Source organism: Streptomyces sp. NPDC002730 (genome assembly GCF_042888805.1).
Classification (GTDB): Bacteria; Actinomycetota; Actinomycetes; order Streptomycetales; family Streptomycetaceae; genus Streptomyces.
In genome coordinates this window covers 589,791-604,246 of record NZ_JBIAQG010000001.1, presented here as the reverse complement: position 1 = coordinate 604,246, position 14,456 = coordinate 589,791, and the positions used below count along the sequence as shown (strand labels likewise).

The window sequence follows — 14,456 nt, the reverse complement described above, 5'->3', positions numbered from 1 at the left end:
GCGAAAGGGTCGAAAAACCGTTCCTGCTGTCCCCCCGCTCCGCACCCCGGCAGTGACTTCGCCCGCGGGCGCGCGTTTGCCGCTTATGGCAAGGACTACCGCGCCTGCTCGATGGCAGCGCGTCCAGACGCTCTCAGCCCCGAATCCGACGAGCCCGCCCGCAGGCGCCAGCCCGATCTACGAAGAGCTCGAACAGGAGTGGGCCGCGGCCGGCCGCACCCTGCCGGGCCGGCCTGACATCGAGTGGACCCGCCTCGCCCACTATCCGCCGCCACCGGAGGGCGAAGCCGACGCCCGCCCCGGTCCCCCACCGCCGCGCAGGGGCTGGCTCCACGACCCGCACCCGGCCTGACAAGGTCAACGATCACGGACGGGCTGCGTCACCTCCGCCCCGGACATCGGCGGCGCGGGCCGCCCGCCAGTCGTCCAGGCGGGCACGCCGCCAGCGCGCGTCGCGGAACCGTGTGTCCACGCCCCCCGCCGCCCTCTCGCGTCGGCCCGCCTGCGCGGCGCGCAGCCGCAGAGCGGGCTCAAGACCGGACCGGGCCAGCAGCAGCCGCTGGTTGATGACGGCCCGCGGACGCCAGTGGCTCTTGTACGCCTCGTCGCCCCGCAGCAGGCTCAGAACCTGCCGGCCCGTGCGTGCCGCGAGCTCCGCGTCGTGTCGCAGCAGCATCGTCGCCACGTCCACCTTCTTCTCCCACAGCCCCGGGTGGGCGCCGTGCAGATAGCCGCCCGTCAGATACCCGGACTGCAGGGCCACATTGGCCACCACCACCTCGCCGTCCAGCCGGAACTCGGTCAGCGCGGCCTCACCGGCCCGCACCATGCGCTGCGTCGCCCGCGCCAGATGCTCCGCGAACCGCGGCTTGAGGTGTTCCTGGGCGACCCCGCGCCCCCGCCACTGGAGTTCGTGCAGCCGCAGCAGATGGTCGACGGCCGCGGGCACCTCGTGCTCGGGCACCGCGTAGCTCTCGATCTTCAGCGCGTCGATCTCGCGCAGCTCGGCCTGCAGGCGCTGCGCCCGGACGGTCGGCAGCCGCTTGACGAGCTCCTCGACCGGGACGGCCGGGAGCTCCAGGCAGACCGAGTCCGTGAGCCGCCGTCGCGCCCCCGTCCACGCCTCGTACAGCCGCTGGGCCGCCGCCCCCGGCCGTACCTCACGCAGTTCGATCACCGCGTGCCGTGCTGCGCGGTGCAGTCCCCGCTCGAGTCCCGTGATGGCGATCTCCGCGTGCTCGTCGTCGACGAGAATGTCACCGAAGTCGGAGATTTGGCCTCCCATCGGAACGAGCAGCGGCATCGGACGATGTACGAGCATCAGGGGCGCGGCCGCGACGAGACGCCCGCCACGGCGTACCAGGACGACACGGAGCCGGCCGCCCCTCCCGTACGAGAGCCACCAGGAGAGCAGCCAGGCGTGGCTCTGGAAGGGCGTGGCCGTGGCGCACCGGCGCTGCAGCGCCTCCCACTCCGGGCGGAGTCCGGCGAAGTCGCGGGGATCGCGGCACAGCCTGACGGAAATGACCGTTCGCTCGCCGGCCATCACACCAGCTCCCGCTCGCCGGCGGGTACGGGCTCGGTCGGCGGGATCGCCTGGAAGCAGGCGGGCGGCGCCCACCAGTTGGGCAGTGGGGTGATCCACGCGAGGAGTGCGCCGATTCGTTGTGACGGCGATCCGGGGGTGGCGGGCTCCTGCTCGGGCGAGTCGGTCATCGGCTTGCTCTCTCGGTCGAGGGGTGGTGTCCGGGGCGGGCGCGTACACCACGAAGGCGTCGGCGGGGAGCACCCGTTGCGCGCGGGTGGCGAGCCGCTGTCCGTGCTCGGCTGACGTCCTCCGGCGTCGCGAGCGCAGGCGGCGACACGGCGTCCGGCAGGTCTGCAGCGCCGACAGGACCGCCGCGAACAGGGCGAACACGACTCCGGCGCGGGGCAGTTGGGGCAGAGCGCCACGGTGAAGGCCGGCGCGAGCCCGTCGGCGACGAGTAGTCCCGCTGCGGAGCCGCGTCTGCCGAAGCCGCGTCTGCCGATGCGGTGTGAGCCGAAGCTGCGCGGACCGAACGGGGCGGCCCGGCCTGTCGCCTGGGCGATGTGGGGCGTCGGCGCACTCTCCGTGGTCATCACTCGGTGCGCTTCCTCGTCCTGGGTCGGGGCGAGCCCAGCAGTTCCTGATGCGGGAGTAGGTGGTGCAGCAGTTCCTGGTAGAGACCGGAGACCGCTGCGGCGGTCTTCCGCACGTCGTATGTCGCCCGCGTGTGGGTCCGGGCCTGGCGGCCCAGCGATCGCCGTAGTTCCGGCGCGGTGAGCAGCGTCGTGAGCGCCACCGCGAGGGCCGACGGGTCCTCCGGCGGTACGAGTCCGAAGGCTTCGTGGCCGGGCGGCAGACTCTCGCCGGCCCCGCCGACGTCGGACAGCACGACAGGAAGGCCGCAGGCCATCGCCTCCAGCGGGGCGAGCGCCACGCCTTCCCGGCGGGAGGGGAGCACGGCGACGTCCGCCGCGCGGAACCAGGGCCTGGTGTCCCGGCACACCCCGGCGAACACCACGCCCGGCGGGGCGAGTCGCATCAGCGCTTCCCGGTCGACCCCGTCCCCGACCAGCACCAGACGGGCGTCGGGCACGGCCGCGCTCACCTGCGGCCAGGCTCTCAGCAGGATGTCCTGGCCCTTCTGCCGGCAGAGCCGGCCGACGCAGACCACCAGGGGCGCGGTGGCCGGGATGTGGTTCAGCTGCGGCAGCCCGGCCCGCGCGGATGCGCTGCTCACCATGTCGTCGGGGCTGAAGTGGCGCAGGTCGATGCCCACACGGATAACGGCCCAGCGGGCGGCGATTCCGGCCTGCTCCCCGGCCCTCCGCTCGGTCTCGCTGACGCACAGGGTCCGGGTGGTCCAACGGGTCGCGTACCGCTCCCACTTCAGCGCCAGCTCGGCGGCGCGACCTTCCACCGCGTCGAAGGACCAGGCGTGCGGCTGGAAGACGGTCGGAACACGTCCGCGTACGGCGAGGCGGGCGGCGAGCCCTGCCTTGGCGCTGTGCGCGTGCACGAGATGGGGGCTGCTGCGGCGGATGAGGTCGGCTGCGGTCAGGACTTCCCTGACCAGCTGGAGGCCCGGGGCGCCTGCGGCGGCCCAGGTGTACACCCGGGCTCCGGCCGCCGCGGCGTCCGACGCGAGCGTCCCGCCGGGCGGGCAGGCCACGACAGTTCGGAAGCCTTCGGCGACCTGTGCCCTGACCAGGTCGGTGACAACGCGTGCGACTCCCCCGTCCACCGGCTGCACCAGGTGAAAAACCGTCAGTTGGCTCTTCTCACTCCAACTTCTCTGCAGCACGGGCGGCTCTCTTCGTACGCGGACTTCAGATGGCTCGGGCGAGCAGCGCCGCCGTGAAATTCAGCGGCGAGAATCTGCCGACACAAAGAGAACGCGGTGCCGTTCCCGTCCCGTACGCCTTCCGTGCCGCTCGGAGAGCCGGCGCAGTGGTTCGTCACTGTTCGCCCCGGCGGCGCCGTTCCGGAGCATGTTCGTGCAACGTAACAAAGCAGGAGTGCACTTTGTCAGAAAGCTAGTTGGAAATCACGTAGGACTCGCCGGTACCGAAAGGCCAGAAACCAGGGGTGCCTCCTGCGGTCGCGTGTCGTTACCCATGTCGACGGCGGCGAGAAACGCAGCCGGAGAACAGGAGTCGTAGAGATGAAGTACTCAAGGGTTGCTGCGATCGTTGCCGGCTCCGTGGCGGCGATGGGGGCGGCATCTCCCGCGGTCGCCGCGACGACGCCCATGCCCCCCACAACCCTCAAGGCCGGCCTTGCCCAGGCCCTCGGCCAGACACTGCCGAGCGGAGACGAGTCCACGGTGGCCAAGGTCGCCGACACTGCGATCGGCCTGAACAATGTCAAGGGCAACGCCCCTCAGGAGGCTCTGAAGAGCGCGGGTGAGGTCACCCCGATGCTGGGCGGCGTCCAGCTGGGCGGCTGAACGGGCCGTCTGCGGCAGCGCGTTCAGGTGGGGGTGCGACCGTCAGCGGTCGCACCCCCTTCCGCTGTATGCGCAGCTCAGAACAGCGAGCAGGGTGGCGCCACCGATCGGTAACGGTGGCGCCACCCTGGTGTGGCGAAGCGCGGGGGGTCAGTCGTTGGAGGCGTCGTTGCCGGCGGCCGGGTTGAGGAGGCCGACCACGTTGACGGTGTTGCCCGCGACGTTCACCGGGACGTGCACCGGAACCTGGACCAGGTTGCCGGAGGCCACACCAGGCGACTCGTTGGCGGAGCCGTTCGCCTTGGAGTCGGCGAACGCGGAACCGGAGGCGGCACCGGCGGCGAGACCAGCGGTGACCAGCACCAGGGCGGCCTTCTTGGCAGTCTTCATGGAAATAGCACCTTCTGCTCGATGTTCTGCCCAAAATCAGGGCTCACACAGATCGAAACGGGTTCCCCATAGAGATGACACGGCCGACAATGCTGGTACCCCTGTTCAGCCCAATTACCCTACGAACGCGCCGATGCGGGCCATGTGAGTGAGCCAGCAGAAACGATCCTCACGAGTCCAGGGGTCGCTCAACAAGCCCTGGGCAGGCAGCGTCCGTTCCGTGTTGTACGGACGCCTGACCGGTCGCCGTGATTTTCATATTGTTTTCATCGCCTGATTGTGCGCCGAGTGCCCCCGCGGCGCCTCGATCAGGAATTGTCCGGCTGTGCGGAATTCATTCGGCAAAAGGGTGAATCCGGGGCCGGGTGGCCGCCCCGGAGTGATGGAATGGCGGAGCAGAACGTGCGTGGGATCCATCCGGGTACAAACCTCCAGCCGGCGGCGCATTGCGCCGTGGAGCAGTCGTGCCACCTGTTGGCATGGCGCATCCGGGTGTGCTCGGCGATCTGCCTCGCCCGGCGGAGGACCTCTCGAAGGTCCTCCGCCGGCATTTACAACGGAGCACACACGACGCAATTGCGGCATTCGAGTGAACGCACGGAACCAAACCCTTCGAACAGAGTTGATCAGCCCACCCCGGAGCGCCATACGTTCGAGCGGGCACTTATTCAGGGAAACAAAAGTTCCAATAAGGCAGAAAAGGCACACCGAGAAGCAAGAAAATCATTATCGCAAAGAATCTTCCCGGCAGTACGATAACTCTGCCGTGCTGCATACGAGTGACTTTTCGAGTTGGCGGCCATATTGAGGCTTCTTGACGGGAATCGAATCGTTACTAGTCCTGCAGGGGTGTTCATGAACAGGGAACTGGAAGCGCAGCGCGAAGGTCGGGCTTGCGTACAGCACCACTGCTGAAAGGATCAAAACGATGAAGCACAAGAAGGCTGCAGTGGTTGTCGCCGGCATCGTCATGGCCATGGGCAGCGCTGCCCCCGCCATGGCGGACGCGGGCGCCGATGGTACCGCCAAGAACTCCCCCGGTGTCGTGTCGGGCAACGTCGTCCAGGTTCCGGTTCACGTGCCGGTCAACGTCTGCGGCAACACCATCAGCGTGATTGGCCTGCTGAACCCGGCCATCGGCAACTCCTGCTCCAACGACTGACATTCTCCACAAAGCGGCACCGAGGGGCACGAAAGTGCGCCTCGGTGCCGCTTTTCTCTGATGGCTGGTTCCGGCGCATCGACGAGAGGCCGATAACGGCCCTAGCCAGCCCCCGCCTGGCTACCTACCATTCCACTCGATCCGGCTCTTCGAGAAGCACCCAGAAATGCTTGAAGGGTTGACATGGTCACGGCTAGCCATGGTCACTTCCGGATGAACCCCTTCACATTTCCCCGATGGGAGAATCATGTCCCGTGCACTTTTAGCGGGTGGCGCGACAGCGGCAATTCTCGCTTCGTTGCTGGCCTCTCAGAACGCTTCCGCCGTTAGCATCACGCCCCCCGACAAAATCACGATCGACATCGCGACAGTCAACGGATCGGGCTGTCGCCCGGGGTCCGCCGCGATCGCCGTGTCCGAGGACAACACCGCCTTCACCGTGACCTACAGCGAGTACCTCGCGAAGGTGGGCGTGGGTGCGAACCCGACCGACTTCCGGAAGAACTGCCAGCTCAACCTGGTCGTGCATGTCCCACAGGGCTTCACGTACGCGATCGCCAGCGCCGACTACCGCGGCTTCGCGAGCCTGCAGTCCGGCGCCACCGCGATGCAGAAGGCGTCGTACTACTTCCAGGGCTCGCCGGACACAGCGGCCAGAAATCACCCCTTCCGGGGCCCCCTCGACGACAACTGGAATGCGACCGACTCCACGGAATGGGGGCAGTTGGTCTGGGCGGCGTGCGGCGTGAAGCGCAACTTCAACATCAACACTGAAGTGCGGGTCAACGCGGGGACATCGGATCCGAAGAAGACGACCAGCTTCATGACCATGGACTCGACGGACGGCGCCATCAACACCATCTACCGGCTGGCCTGGAAGGAGTGCGACGAGCCCTGACAGGACTGTGCTGAGGATTTGCGCTCGGACCGGCCTCCCTTCGGTGGCCGGTCCGAGCGCGCGCTTGTAAATCGGTTGCCCCCGGTGTGGCCGTCTGCTGCACTACCCGGGTAACAGCCCGATCGACCCAGGAGACGGTAATGCGCACTGCGTTCATGTCCACCCAGAAGGTAATTTCCACCTGCCTAGAGGACATGACACTTCGTGCGAACGTTGAACTTGGGAATTCTGGCGCATGTCGACGCCGGTAAGACGAGCCTGACCGAGCGACTGCTCCACTCCGCCGGTGTCATCGACGAGATCGGCCGCGTCGATGACGGCAATACGCAGACTGATTCCCTGGCGCTGGAACGGCAACGCGGCATTACGATCAAGTCCGCCGTCGTGTCGTTCGCCATCGATGACGTCACGGTCAATCTGATCGACACACCCGGTCACCCGGATTTCATCGCCGAGGTGGAACGGGTGCTGAGCGTGCTCGACGGTGCCGTACTGGTCGTCTCCGCCGTGGAGGGCGTACAGGCGCAGACCCGCGTACTGATGCGGACACTGCGGCGCCTGCGCATTCCCACGCTCATCTTCGTGAACAAGATCGACCGCAGTGGTGCGCACGACGGACGCGTACTGCGGAGCATCTCCGAGAAGCTGACCCCGGCGGTCATCCCGATGGGATCGGCCGGCGGACTGGGCACCCGCGAGGCGCACTACGCGCCGTACACCGCCGCCGACACCGGCTTCACTTCCGGGCTGGTCGATCTGCTCGCCGACCACAGCGATGCGTTTCTGGCCGCGTACGTCGATGACGAGACGGCAGTCGGTTACGGACAACTCCGCGGGGAGCTGGCGTCGCAGACCCGGCAGGCGCTGGTGCATCCGGTGTTCCTCGGCTCGGCGGTCACAGGCGCGGGCGTGGATTCGCTGATCGCCGGTATCAGGGAGCTGCTGCCCGCGGCCGAAGGCGACGCCGACGGCCCGGTTTCGGGCACAGTCTTCAAGGTGGAACGCGGTTCGGCCGGCGAGAAGATCGCGTACGTCCGCATGTTCTCGGGAGCGGTGCGCACGCGGGACCGGCTGCGCTTCCGCGGGGACGACGAGGGGAAGGTCACCGCGATCAGCGTTTTCGACCGCGGCTCGGCCGTCCGGCGCGCGTCGGTCGGCGCAGGGCAGATCGGAAAGCTGTGGGGTCTCGGCGCTGTCCGGATCGGCGACGCGATCGGCCTCTCGCGAACCCCGGCCCGGACCGCGGGCCCGGCCCCGGCCCCGGCCCCGGCCCCGGCCCCGGCTCCGGCCCCGGAGGGGCAGCATTTCGCCCCGCCGACCCTGGAGACGGTCGTCGTCCCCTGCCGCCCCGCCGACAAAGGCGCGTTGCACCTCGCGCTCACCCAACTCGCCGAGCAGGACCCGCTGATCAATCTGCGGCAGGACGATATGCGGCGAGAGGTATCCGTCTCGCTCTATGGCGAGGTCCAGAAGGAGGTCGTCCAGGCAACGCTGGCGGACGACTTCGGTATCGACGTCACCTTCCGCGAGACGACGACCATCTGCATGGAACGGCCGATCGGTACCGGCACGGCAGTCGAGATCATCGACAAGGATCCCAATCCGTTTCTCGCGACCGTCGGTCTGCGCGTCGATCCGGCGCCGGCCGGCAGCGGCGTCGAATTCCGGCTGGAGGTCGAGCTCGGGTCGATGCCGTTCTCGCTCATGAAGGCGGTGGAGGACACCGTGAAAGAGACGCTGTACCAAGGGATTTACGGATGGGAGGTCACCGACTGCACGGTCACGATGACGCACTCCGGATACTGGCCGCGGCAGAGCCACGCCCACGGCACCTTCGACAAGAGCATGTCGAGCACGGCCGGTGACTTCCGCAATCTGACACCGCTGGTTCTGATGAGCGCGCTCCAGGAGGCGGGCACCAGGGTGTACGAGCCGGTGCACCGCTTCCACCTCGAGGTCCCTGCGGACACGTTCGGACCGGTCCTGCCCGTACTGGCCCGGCTGCGTGCCGTGCCACAAGCACCGGCGATGCGGGGTCCGTCGTACGTGGTGGAGGGCGAGATCCCGGCGGCCGGGGTGCACGAGCTGGAGCAACAACTACCGGCACTGACACGCGGTGAGGGCGTGCTGGAATGCGCCTTCGACCGGTACCAGCCCGTCACCGGCACAATCCCGACCCGTCGGCGGACCGACCACGATCCGCTCAACCGCCGGGAGTACCTGCTGCGCGTGGTACGGCGGGTCGGTGGGCGTCGGGAGGACGCGTGATCTCCGAGAGTGGCCGGGGTGTCCCTGAGGCCAAGGGCCCGGTCCTCGCGAGTCCCGGCTGATCAAGTGGCACGCCCGCCGGTCAGGGTCAGCCGAAGCCGACCCGCTCCAGCCAGAAGTCGAGCAGCGTCCCGTCGCCGAGGATCTCGATGCCGTCTGCGCGGGCCGGTCGTCTGCGGTACACGACCAGCAGCAGGTCGGTCAGCGAGCCGCGCACCGCCACCGCGGCCTTCTCGTGTGTGCGGCGCCAGGCGATCGCGTCGCCGGTGAGGTCCACCAGCCACTCCGCCGCCGCCTCCGGCGCGGTGTCCGTGGCGTGGAAGTGGAGCGTGCGGCCGGGGCCGAGGAGCTCGCGCTGCTCGGGGTGGTACTCGAAGATCTGTGGCAGCGAGCCGAGCTCCATCCACTCGTCCAGGCCGTCGATACCGACCTCTTCGTCGACGGTGAACTCCGCGCCGGCGGCCAAGGTCGCGTCGGCCCGGTGGATGACCGTCTCGTGCGCAAAGCGGCGGGCGTAGAACTTCGCCGTCTCTCCGGGGACCGGCGTCCACAGTTCCGCGTCGGGCGCGGCGGCGCGCAGGGTGTCCGCCAGCTGCGCGGCGCCCTCGGCGAGCCAGGGGCCGAGTACGGCCGGGTCCTCGTCGGTGTACGCGGAGAGGTCGCGGAAGTGCTTGTCGGAAGAGGGGGACGCCGCCCGGGTCCGTACGATCGCCTCGGCCCAGCGGTGGCCGCCGCCGAGATGCCGCAGCAGCTGGCCGGTGTTCCAGCCCGGGCAGGAGGGCACGGGGACGGTCAGGTCCGCGTCCTCGATGGTGGACCTCAACAGCTCGGTCTGCGCGACGATTTCGTCGCAGTAGCGGTCATGGCTCAGAAGGCTCATGACACGACGGTAGGGCGCACCACGGACAGCCGGACGCAGACTCGGCAATGACTCGGCGAGAGTTCGCGCCGGAGCCGTACGGCAGTCGTGGTCAACCGGAGCCGTACGGCAGTCATGGTCAATGCGAAGGAAACAGCGAAGGTCACAGTGAAGGTGACGCGGACAACACCGAACCGATTCCCTCCCGCCTCCGCGACCCAAACCGCAGGTGTCCGGCCCGTCCGGGCGGCCCTTTCGAAGGGACGGAGCCGCTCTCACCGAGAGATGCACCAAACCGGACATTCGCGCCCCCTCCCCGTAACCGAAAACACGGGGCGATCAGCGTTACGCGCCCGTAAGCTCGCAGACATGCAGGTGATCCAGTCGACGAAGCTCGCAAACGTCTGTTACGAAATCCGGGGCCCGGTCCTCGAGGAGGCAATGCGGCTGGAGGCAGCAGGTCATCGCATCCTCAAGCTCAATACCGGCAACCCCGCCGCCTTCGGTTTCGAGTGCCCGCCCGAGATCCTCGAGGACATCCTCCGCAACCTCGGCGACGCGCACGGCTACGGCGATGCGAAGGGGCTGCTCTCCGCACGCCGAGCGGTGATGCAGCACTACCAGACCAAGGGCATCGACCTGGACGTCGAAGACATCTACCTCGGCAACGGTGTCTCCGAGCTGATCCAGATGTCGATGCAGGCGCTGCTCGACGACGGCGACGAGGTACTCGTACCGGCGCCGGACTATCCGCTGTGGACCGCCTCCGTCTCGCTCGCCGGCGGCACCGCCGTGCACTACCGGTGCGACGAGCAGGCCGACTGGATGCCCGACCTCGCCGACATCGAGCGGAAGATCACCGACCGCACCAAGGCGATCGTGATCATCAACCCGAACAACCCCACGGGTGCGGTGTACGGCGACGAGATGCTGCGCGGCCTCACCGAGATCGCCCGTCGGCACAACCTGGTCGTCTGCTCCGACGAGATCTACGACAAGATCCTCTACGACGGCGCCACGCACACGCCGACCGCTGCGATCGCCCCGGACCTGATGGTCCTCACCTTCAACGGGCTCTCCAAGAACTACCGGGTGGCGGGCTACCGCTCCGGCTGGATGGCCGTCTGCGGCCCGAAGGCGCACGCCTCCTCGTACATCGAAGGCCTGACGATCCTGGCCAATATGCGCCTGTGCGCCAACATGCCCTCGCAGCACGCGGTCGCCACCGCGCTCGGCGGCCGGCAGTCGATCGAGGACCTGGTGCTGCCGGGCGGGCGGATCCTGGAGCAGCGGGATGTCGCGTACGACCTGCTCACCCAGATCCCGGGCGTGACCTGCGTCAAGCCGAAGGGTGCGCTGTATCTGTTCCCGCGCCTCGACCCCAAGGTCTACAAGGTCAAGGACGACCGGCAGATGGTGCTCGATCTGCTGCGGACCGAGAAAATCATGGTCGTGCACGGTACGGGCTTCAACTGGCCGGAGCCCGATCACTTCCGGATCGTGACGCTGCCGGCGGCGAACGACTTGGCGGACGCGGTGACGCGGATCGGGACGTTCCTGGACGGCTACAGCCAGCCCTGAGCCAATCCCGAGCAAAGAATCACGACCCGACTCAACTTTAGACTGAATCCAAGCTAGGATGGTCTCCTGACATTGAGCAGGAGGCCATCCCCATGTACGAGCCGATTCGCACCAGGTCACTCCACTCGATGGCCGACGATGCCGAGTACCCGCACCGCAGCCGCGAGGAAGAGCTGGACATCCAGCTTGCCGGGCATCTGTCCGCGCTGCTCGCCGTCACCGACGAGCTCGGTCTCGATACGGCCGCCGAGCACATCGCGTCCCAGATCTCCCGCCTGCGCGGCGCCCCGCCGGCCCGCCACGCGGGCCTGAGCGGCGCCGATCCTGCGGCCCTGCACCGCCGTGCGCACGCTCTCGCGGGCCGCGCGCTCGTCGTCGCGGCATCCCGCGCCGACACTGCCGCCGCCATCCTCTCCGCCGAGCGGATGGACGCGCACACCGCCGCGCTGACCGAACTGCATCTGGTCGGCGCCCACTGACGGCCCCGGTTCACGGGCCGCGGAGGCGCGTGGGCCGGGTGCCACCCACTGCCCGACGCCTCAACGCCGGAGCCTCCCTTCCCTCCGCGGGAAGGGAGGCTCCGGCGTGTCGGCGAACAAGCGCGCCCGCCTCGAGCGGGAACCACGGGCCGCCGGCGCGCGCGGTTCACGTGTCGACGCGAGCGTGGAGGCTCCGGTCACGCGCCGGTGGGGCGGGCCCGTACGTGCATGCGCTCGCCCTGCGCCCCGAACAGGCTGAGGAACTCGACGGGTTGGGGTCCGGCGTTGGCGAAGCCGTGGGGAGTACGGGTGTCGAATTCGGCGGCCTCGCCCGCGGTGAGGACGATGTCGTGCTCACCCAGGGCCAGCAGCAGTCGGCCGGACAGAACGTAGAGCCAGTCGTAGCCCTCGTGCGTCCGCTGGTCGGGCCGTGCGCCCGTCGCCTTGCTGACGGGGAGGATCTGCTTGTAGGCGTGCAGGCCGCCGAGATGGCGGGTCAGTGGCACAAAGGTCTGGCCGTGCCGGGTGAAGGGGCGCGGGTGGATACGGGGATCACCGGTGGGCGGCGCGCCGACCAGTTCGTCCAGTTGCACGGCGAACGCCTTGGCCAGCGGGAGCAGGAGCTCCAGGGTCGGTTTGCGTTTGCCCGACTCCAGTCGCGAGAGGGTGCTGAGCGAGATACCGGTCGTCTCGCTCAGCTGGGCCAGGGTGGTGCCGCGGTCGTGCCGCAGGGCCCGCAGCCGCGGGCCAACAGCGGTCAGCACGCCGGGAATGTCGTCGTCGGCCATCTCCCCATTTGCCGCCTCGGCAAGAAAGTTTGTCAAGTCGGCCGACACGGGCGCCGAGGAGACCCGCCGGGCTGTTGCCGCCCGTCGGGAAAGGCCCGGCCCCCGGAGCCGTGAGGGGGCTTCGGGGGCCGGGGACGCGGCGGACCTGTGTGACCCCACAGGTCAGGGCGGATGTCGGATTGATCCGCCGCGACGTTTCTTCAGCTGTTCAGCCTTCAGCTGTGCTCAGCCGAGACGGGCGACCAGCGAGCGGTACTCGTCCCACAGCTCCTTCGGCGTGTGGTCGCCGAAGGTGTTGAGGTGCTCGGGGATCAGAGCGGCCTCCTCGCGCCACACCTCCTTGTCGACCTTGAGGAGGAAGTCGAGGTCGGCCTCCGGCAGTTCGAGGCCGTCCGTGTCGAGCGCCTCACGCGTCGGCAGGATGCCGATCGGCGTCTCGACGCCCTCGGCCTTGCCCTCCAGACGCTCCACGATCCACTTCAGTACGCGGCTGTTCTCACCGAAGCCCGGCCACACAAACTTGCCCGCGTCGTTCTTGCGGAACCAGTTCACGTAGTAGATCTTCGGCAGCTTCGCCTGGTCCTTGTCCGCGCCGACCTTGACCCAGTGGGCCATGTAGTCGCCCATGTTGTAGCCGCAGAACGGCAGCATCGCGAACGGGTCGCGGCGCAGCTCGCCGACCTTGCCCTCGGCAGCCGCGGTCTTCTCGGAGGCGACGTTCGCACCGAGGAAGACACCGTGGTTCCAGTCGAAGGACTCGGTCACCAGCGGGACGGCGGAGGCGCGGCGGCCGCCGAAGAGGATTGCCGAGATCGGCACACCCTTCGGGTCCTCCCACTCCGGCGCGGCGATCGGACACTGCGAGGCGGGCACGGTGAAGCGGGCGTTCGGGTGGGCGGCCGGGGTCTCGGACTCCGGCGTCCAGTCGTTGCCCTTCCAGTCGATGAGGTGTGCCGGAGTCTCCTCCGTCATCCCCTCCCACCAGATGTCGTTGTCGTCGGTCAGCGCGACGTTGGTGAAGACGGCGTTGCCCCACAGGGTCTTCATGGCGTTGGCGTTGGTGTGCTCACCGGTGCCGGGCGCGACGCCGAAGAAACCGGCCTCCGGGTTGATCGCGTACAGCCGGCCGTCCTCGCCGAACCGCATCCACGCGATGTCGTCGCCGATCGTCTCGACGGTCCAGCCGGAGATCGTGGGCTCGAGCATCGCGAGGTTGGTCTTGCCGCAGGCGGACGGGAAGGCCGCCGCGACGTATTTCGACTCGCCCTGCGGCGGGGTGAGCTTGAGGATCAGCATGTGCTCGGCGAGCCAGCCCTCGTCGCGCGCCATGACGGACGCGATGCGCAGCGCGTAGCACTTCTTGCCGAGCAGGGCGTTGCCGCCGTAGCCGGAGCCGTACGACCAGATCTCGCGGGTCTCCGGGAAGTGCGAGATGTACTTGGTGGAGTTGCAGGGCCACGGCACATCGGCCTCGCCCTCGGCGAGCGGGGCGCCGAGGGTGTGGACGGCCTTGACGAAGAAGCCGTCGGTGCCGAGCTCGTCCAGCACCGGCTGGCCCATGCGCGTCATCGTGCGCATGGAGACGGCGACGTACGCGGAGTCGGTGATCTCGACGCCGATCGCGGACAGCGGCGAGCCCAGCGGTCCCATGCAGAACGGCACGACGTACATGGTCCGCCCGCGCATCGAGCCGCGGAAGATGCCCTGCTCGCCCGCGAAGATGTCCTTCATCTCCGCGGGAGCCTTCCAGTGGTTCGTCGGGCCCGCGTCCTCCTCCTTCTCGGAGCAGATGAAGGTGCGGTCCTCCACCCGGGCGACATCACTCGGGTCGGACGCGGCGTAGTACGAGTTCGGGCGCTTGATCGGGTCCAGCTTCTTGAACGTGCCCTTGGCGACGAGCTCCTCGGACAGGCGCTCGTACTCGGCCTCGGATCCGTCACACCAGACGACGCTGTCCGGCTCCGTGATTGCTGCGATCTCGTCGACCCAGTCGACGAGCTCCTGGTGATTGGTGGGGACGGTGCCGGGAGCCGCGATGTCGCGCGCCACGATCGCTC

14 protein-coding genes are annotated in these 14,456 nt (G+C 68.4%); 7 read left to right on the top strand and 7 right to left on the bottom strand.

The features are described from left to right. Nucleotides 1-85 precede the first annotated feature (85 nt). Nucleotides 86-352 carry a hypothetical protein gene (locus ACFYXH_RS03060; RefSeq protein ID WP_389560093.1) on the top strand — a complete coding sequence of 89 codons (267 nt, stop codon included), beginning with the start codon at nucleotides 86-88 and terminating at the stop codon, nucleotides 350-352. Between the two features lie 12 nt (nucleotides 353-364). Here ACFYXH_RS03060 and ACFYXH_RS03055 read toward each other — a convergent pair whose 3' ends face one another. From ACFYXH_RS03055 to ACFYXH_RS03045, 3 genes are all read right to left on the bottom strand, one after another. Beyond that, nucleotides 365-1,546, bottom strand: a complete 1,182-nt coding sequence (locus ACFYXH_RS03055) for a GNAT family N-acetyltransferase (protein ID WP_389560091.1) — start codon at nucleotides 1,544-1,546, stop codon at nucleotides 365-367. After that, entirely contained in the window at nucleotides 1,546-1,716 is a 171-nt protein-coding gene (locus ACFYXH_RS03050; protein WP_389560090.1) for a hypothetical protein, read from the bottom strand. Before ACFYXH_RS03050 ends, ACFYXH_RS03055 begins: the two co-directional genes overlap by 1 nt. A 404-nt stretch (nucleotides 1,717-2,120) precedes the next feature. After that, nucleotides 2,121-3,329, bottom strand: coding sequence for a glycosyltransferase (locus ACFYXH_RS03045; protein ID WP_389560088.1), 1,209 nt, complete (start codon nucleotides 3,327-3,329; stop codon nucleotides 2,121-2,123). A 360-nt stretch (nucleotides 3,330-3,689) separates the two neighbouring features. On the opposite strand from ACFYXH_RS03045, the gene ACFYXH_RS03040 reads away from it, so the two are divergent. Further along, complete coding sequence (locus tag ACFYXH_RS03040) at nucleotides 3,690-3,974, top strand: hypothetical protein (RefSeq protein WP_389560086.1); 285 nt, start codon at nucleotides 3,690-3,692, stop codon at nucleotides 3,972-3,974. 150 nt (nucleotides 3,975-4,124) lie between these two features. On the opposite strand, the gene ACFYXH_RS03035 is transcribed toward ACFYXH_RS03040, so the two are convergent. Beyond that, the gene (locus tag ACFYXH_RS03035; protein WP_389560084.1) at nucleotides 4,125-4,364 is read right to left on the bottom strand and encodes a chaplin; all 240 of its coding nucleotides are present in this window, start codon (nucleotides 4,362-4,364) and stop codon (nucleotides 4,125-4,127) included. A gap of 928 nt (nucleotides 4,365-5,292) precedes the next feature. Here ACFYXH_RS03035 and ACFYXH_RS03030 point away from each other — a divergent pair. The 3 genes from ACFYXH_RS03030 (at nucleotide 5,293) to ACFYXH_RS03020 (ending at nucleotide 8,692) form a co-directional block, all read left to right on the top strand. Continuing rightward, entirely contained in the window at nucleotides 5,293-5,526 is a 234-nt protein-coding gene (locus ACFYXH_RS03030; RefSeq protein ID WP_389560082.1) for a chaplin, read from the top strand. Nucleotides 5,527-5,773: 247 nt separating this feature from the next. Then, nucleotides 5,774-6,424, top strand: a complete 651-nt coding sequence (locus tag ACFYXH_RS03025) for a DUF4360 domain-containing protein (RefSeq protein ID WP_389560080.1) — start codon at nucleotides 5,774-5,776, stop codon at nucleotides 6,422-6,424. A 204-nt stretch (nucleotides 6,425-6,628) separates the two neighbouring features. Further along, on the top strand, nucleotides 6,629-8,692 hold the full coding sequence (locus ACFYXH_RS03020; protein ID WP_389560079.1) for a GTP-binding protein: 2,064 nt from the start codon (nucleotides 6,629-6,631) through the stop codon (nucleotides 8,690-8,692). Nucleotides 8,693-8,780: 88 nt separating this feature from the next. Here the strand turns inward: ACFYXH_RS03020 and ACFYXH_RS03015 are convergent, their stop codons facing one another. After that, nucleotides 8,781-9,572 (bottom strand): maleylpyruvate isomerase family mycothiol-dependent enzyme, encoded by a 792-nt coding sequence (locus tag ACFYXH_RS03015; protein WP_389560078.1) that lies wholly within the window; start codon nucleotides 9,570-9,572, stop codon nucleotides 8,781-8,783. 348 nt (nucleotides 9,573-9,920) lie between these two features. Here ACFYXH_RS03015 and ACFYXH_RS03010 point away from each other — a divergent pair, with 348 nt between their 5' ends. Together ACFYXH_RS03010 and ACFYXH_RS03005 are read left to right on the top strand one after the other, a co-directional pair. Beyond that, the gene (locus ACFYXH_RS03010) at nucleotides 9,921-11,132 is read left to right on the top strand and encodes a pyridoxal phosphate-dependent aminotransferase (RefSeq protein WP_389560076.1); all 1,212 of its coding nucleotides are present in this window, start codon (nucleotides 9,921-9,923) and stop codon (nucleotides 11,130-11,132) included. 92 nt (nucleotides 11,133-11,224) lie between these two features. Continuing rightward, complete coding sequence (locus tag ACFYXH_RS03005; protein WP_389560074.1) at nucleotides 11,225-11,611, top strand: hypothetical protein; 387 nt, start codon at nucleotides 11,225-11,227, stop codon at nucleotides 11,609-11,611. Nucleotides 11,612-11,808: 197 nt separating this feature from the next. On the opposite strand, the gene ACFYXH_RS03000 is transcribed toward ACFYXH_RS03005, so the two are convergent. After that, nucleotides 11,809-12,399 carry a helix-turn-helix domain-containing protein gene (locus tag ACFYXH_RS03000; protein WP_389560072.1) on the bottom strand — a complete coding sequence of 197 codons (591 nt, stop codon included), beginning with the start codon at nucleotides 12,397-12,399 and terminating at the stop codon, nucleotides 11,809-11,811. Between the two features lie 225 nt (nucleotides 12,400-12,624). Continuing rightward, a complete protein-coding gene (locus ACFYXH_RS02995; RefSeq protein ID WP_389560070.1) occupies nucleotides 12,625-14,448 on the bottom strand; it encodes a phosphoenolpyruvate carboxykinase (GTP) in 1,824 nt (607 codons plus the stop codon). Nucleotides 14,449-14,456: the final 8 nt, after the last annotated feature.

Excerpts from the sequence above, each read along its gene's own strand:
- ACFYXH_RS03025 (WP_389560080.1), top strand. The coding sequence starts at position 5,774 with ATGTCCCGTGCACTTTTAGCGGGTGGCGCGACAGCGGCAATTCTCGCT.
- ACFYXH_RS03010 (WP_389560076.1), top strand. The coding sequence starts at position 9,921 with ATGCAGGTGATCCAGTCGACGAAGCTCGCAAACGTCTGTTACGAAATC.
- ACFYXH_RS03005 (WP_389560074.1), top strand. The coding sequence starts at position 11,225 with ATGTACGAGCCGATTCGCACCAGGTCACTCCACTCGATGGCCGACGAT.
- ACFYXH_RS03060 (WP_389560093.1), top strand. The coding sequence starts at position 86 with ATGGCAAGGACTACCGCGCCTGCTCGATGGCAGCGCGTCCAGACGCTC.
- ACFYXH_RS03055 (WP_389560091.1), bottom strand. The coding sequence starts at position 1,546 with ATGGCCGGCGAGCGAACGGTCATTTCCGTCAGGCTGTGCCGCGATCCC.
- ACFYXH_RS03040 (WP_389560086.1), top strand. The coding sequence starts at position 3,690 with ATGAAGTACTCAAGGGTTGCTGCGATCGTTGCCGGCTCCGTGGCGGCG.
- ACFYXH_RS03015 (WP_389560078.1), bottom strand. The coding sequence starts at position 9,572 with ATGAGCCTTCTGAGCCATGACCGCTACTGCGACGAAATCGTCGCGCAG.
- ACFYXH_RS03035 (WP_389560084.1), bottom strand. The coding sequence starts at position 4,364 with ATGAAGACTGCCAAGAAGGCCGCCCTGGTGCTGGTCACCGCTGGTCTC.
- ACFYXH_RS03050 (WP_389560090.1), bottom strand. The coding sequence starts at position 1,716 with ATGACCGACTCGCCCGAGCAGGAGCCCGCCACCCCCGGATCGCCGTCA.
- ACFYXH_RS03030 (WP_389560082.1), top strand. The coding sequence starts at position 5,293 with ATGAAGCACAAGAAGGCTGCAGTGGTTGTCGCCGGCATCGTCATGGCC.
- ACFYXH_RS03000 (WP_389560072.1), bottom strand. The coding sequence starts at position 12,399 with ATGGCCGACGACGACATTCCCGGCGTGCTGACCGCTGTTGGCCCGCGG.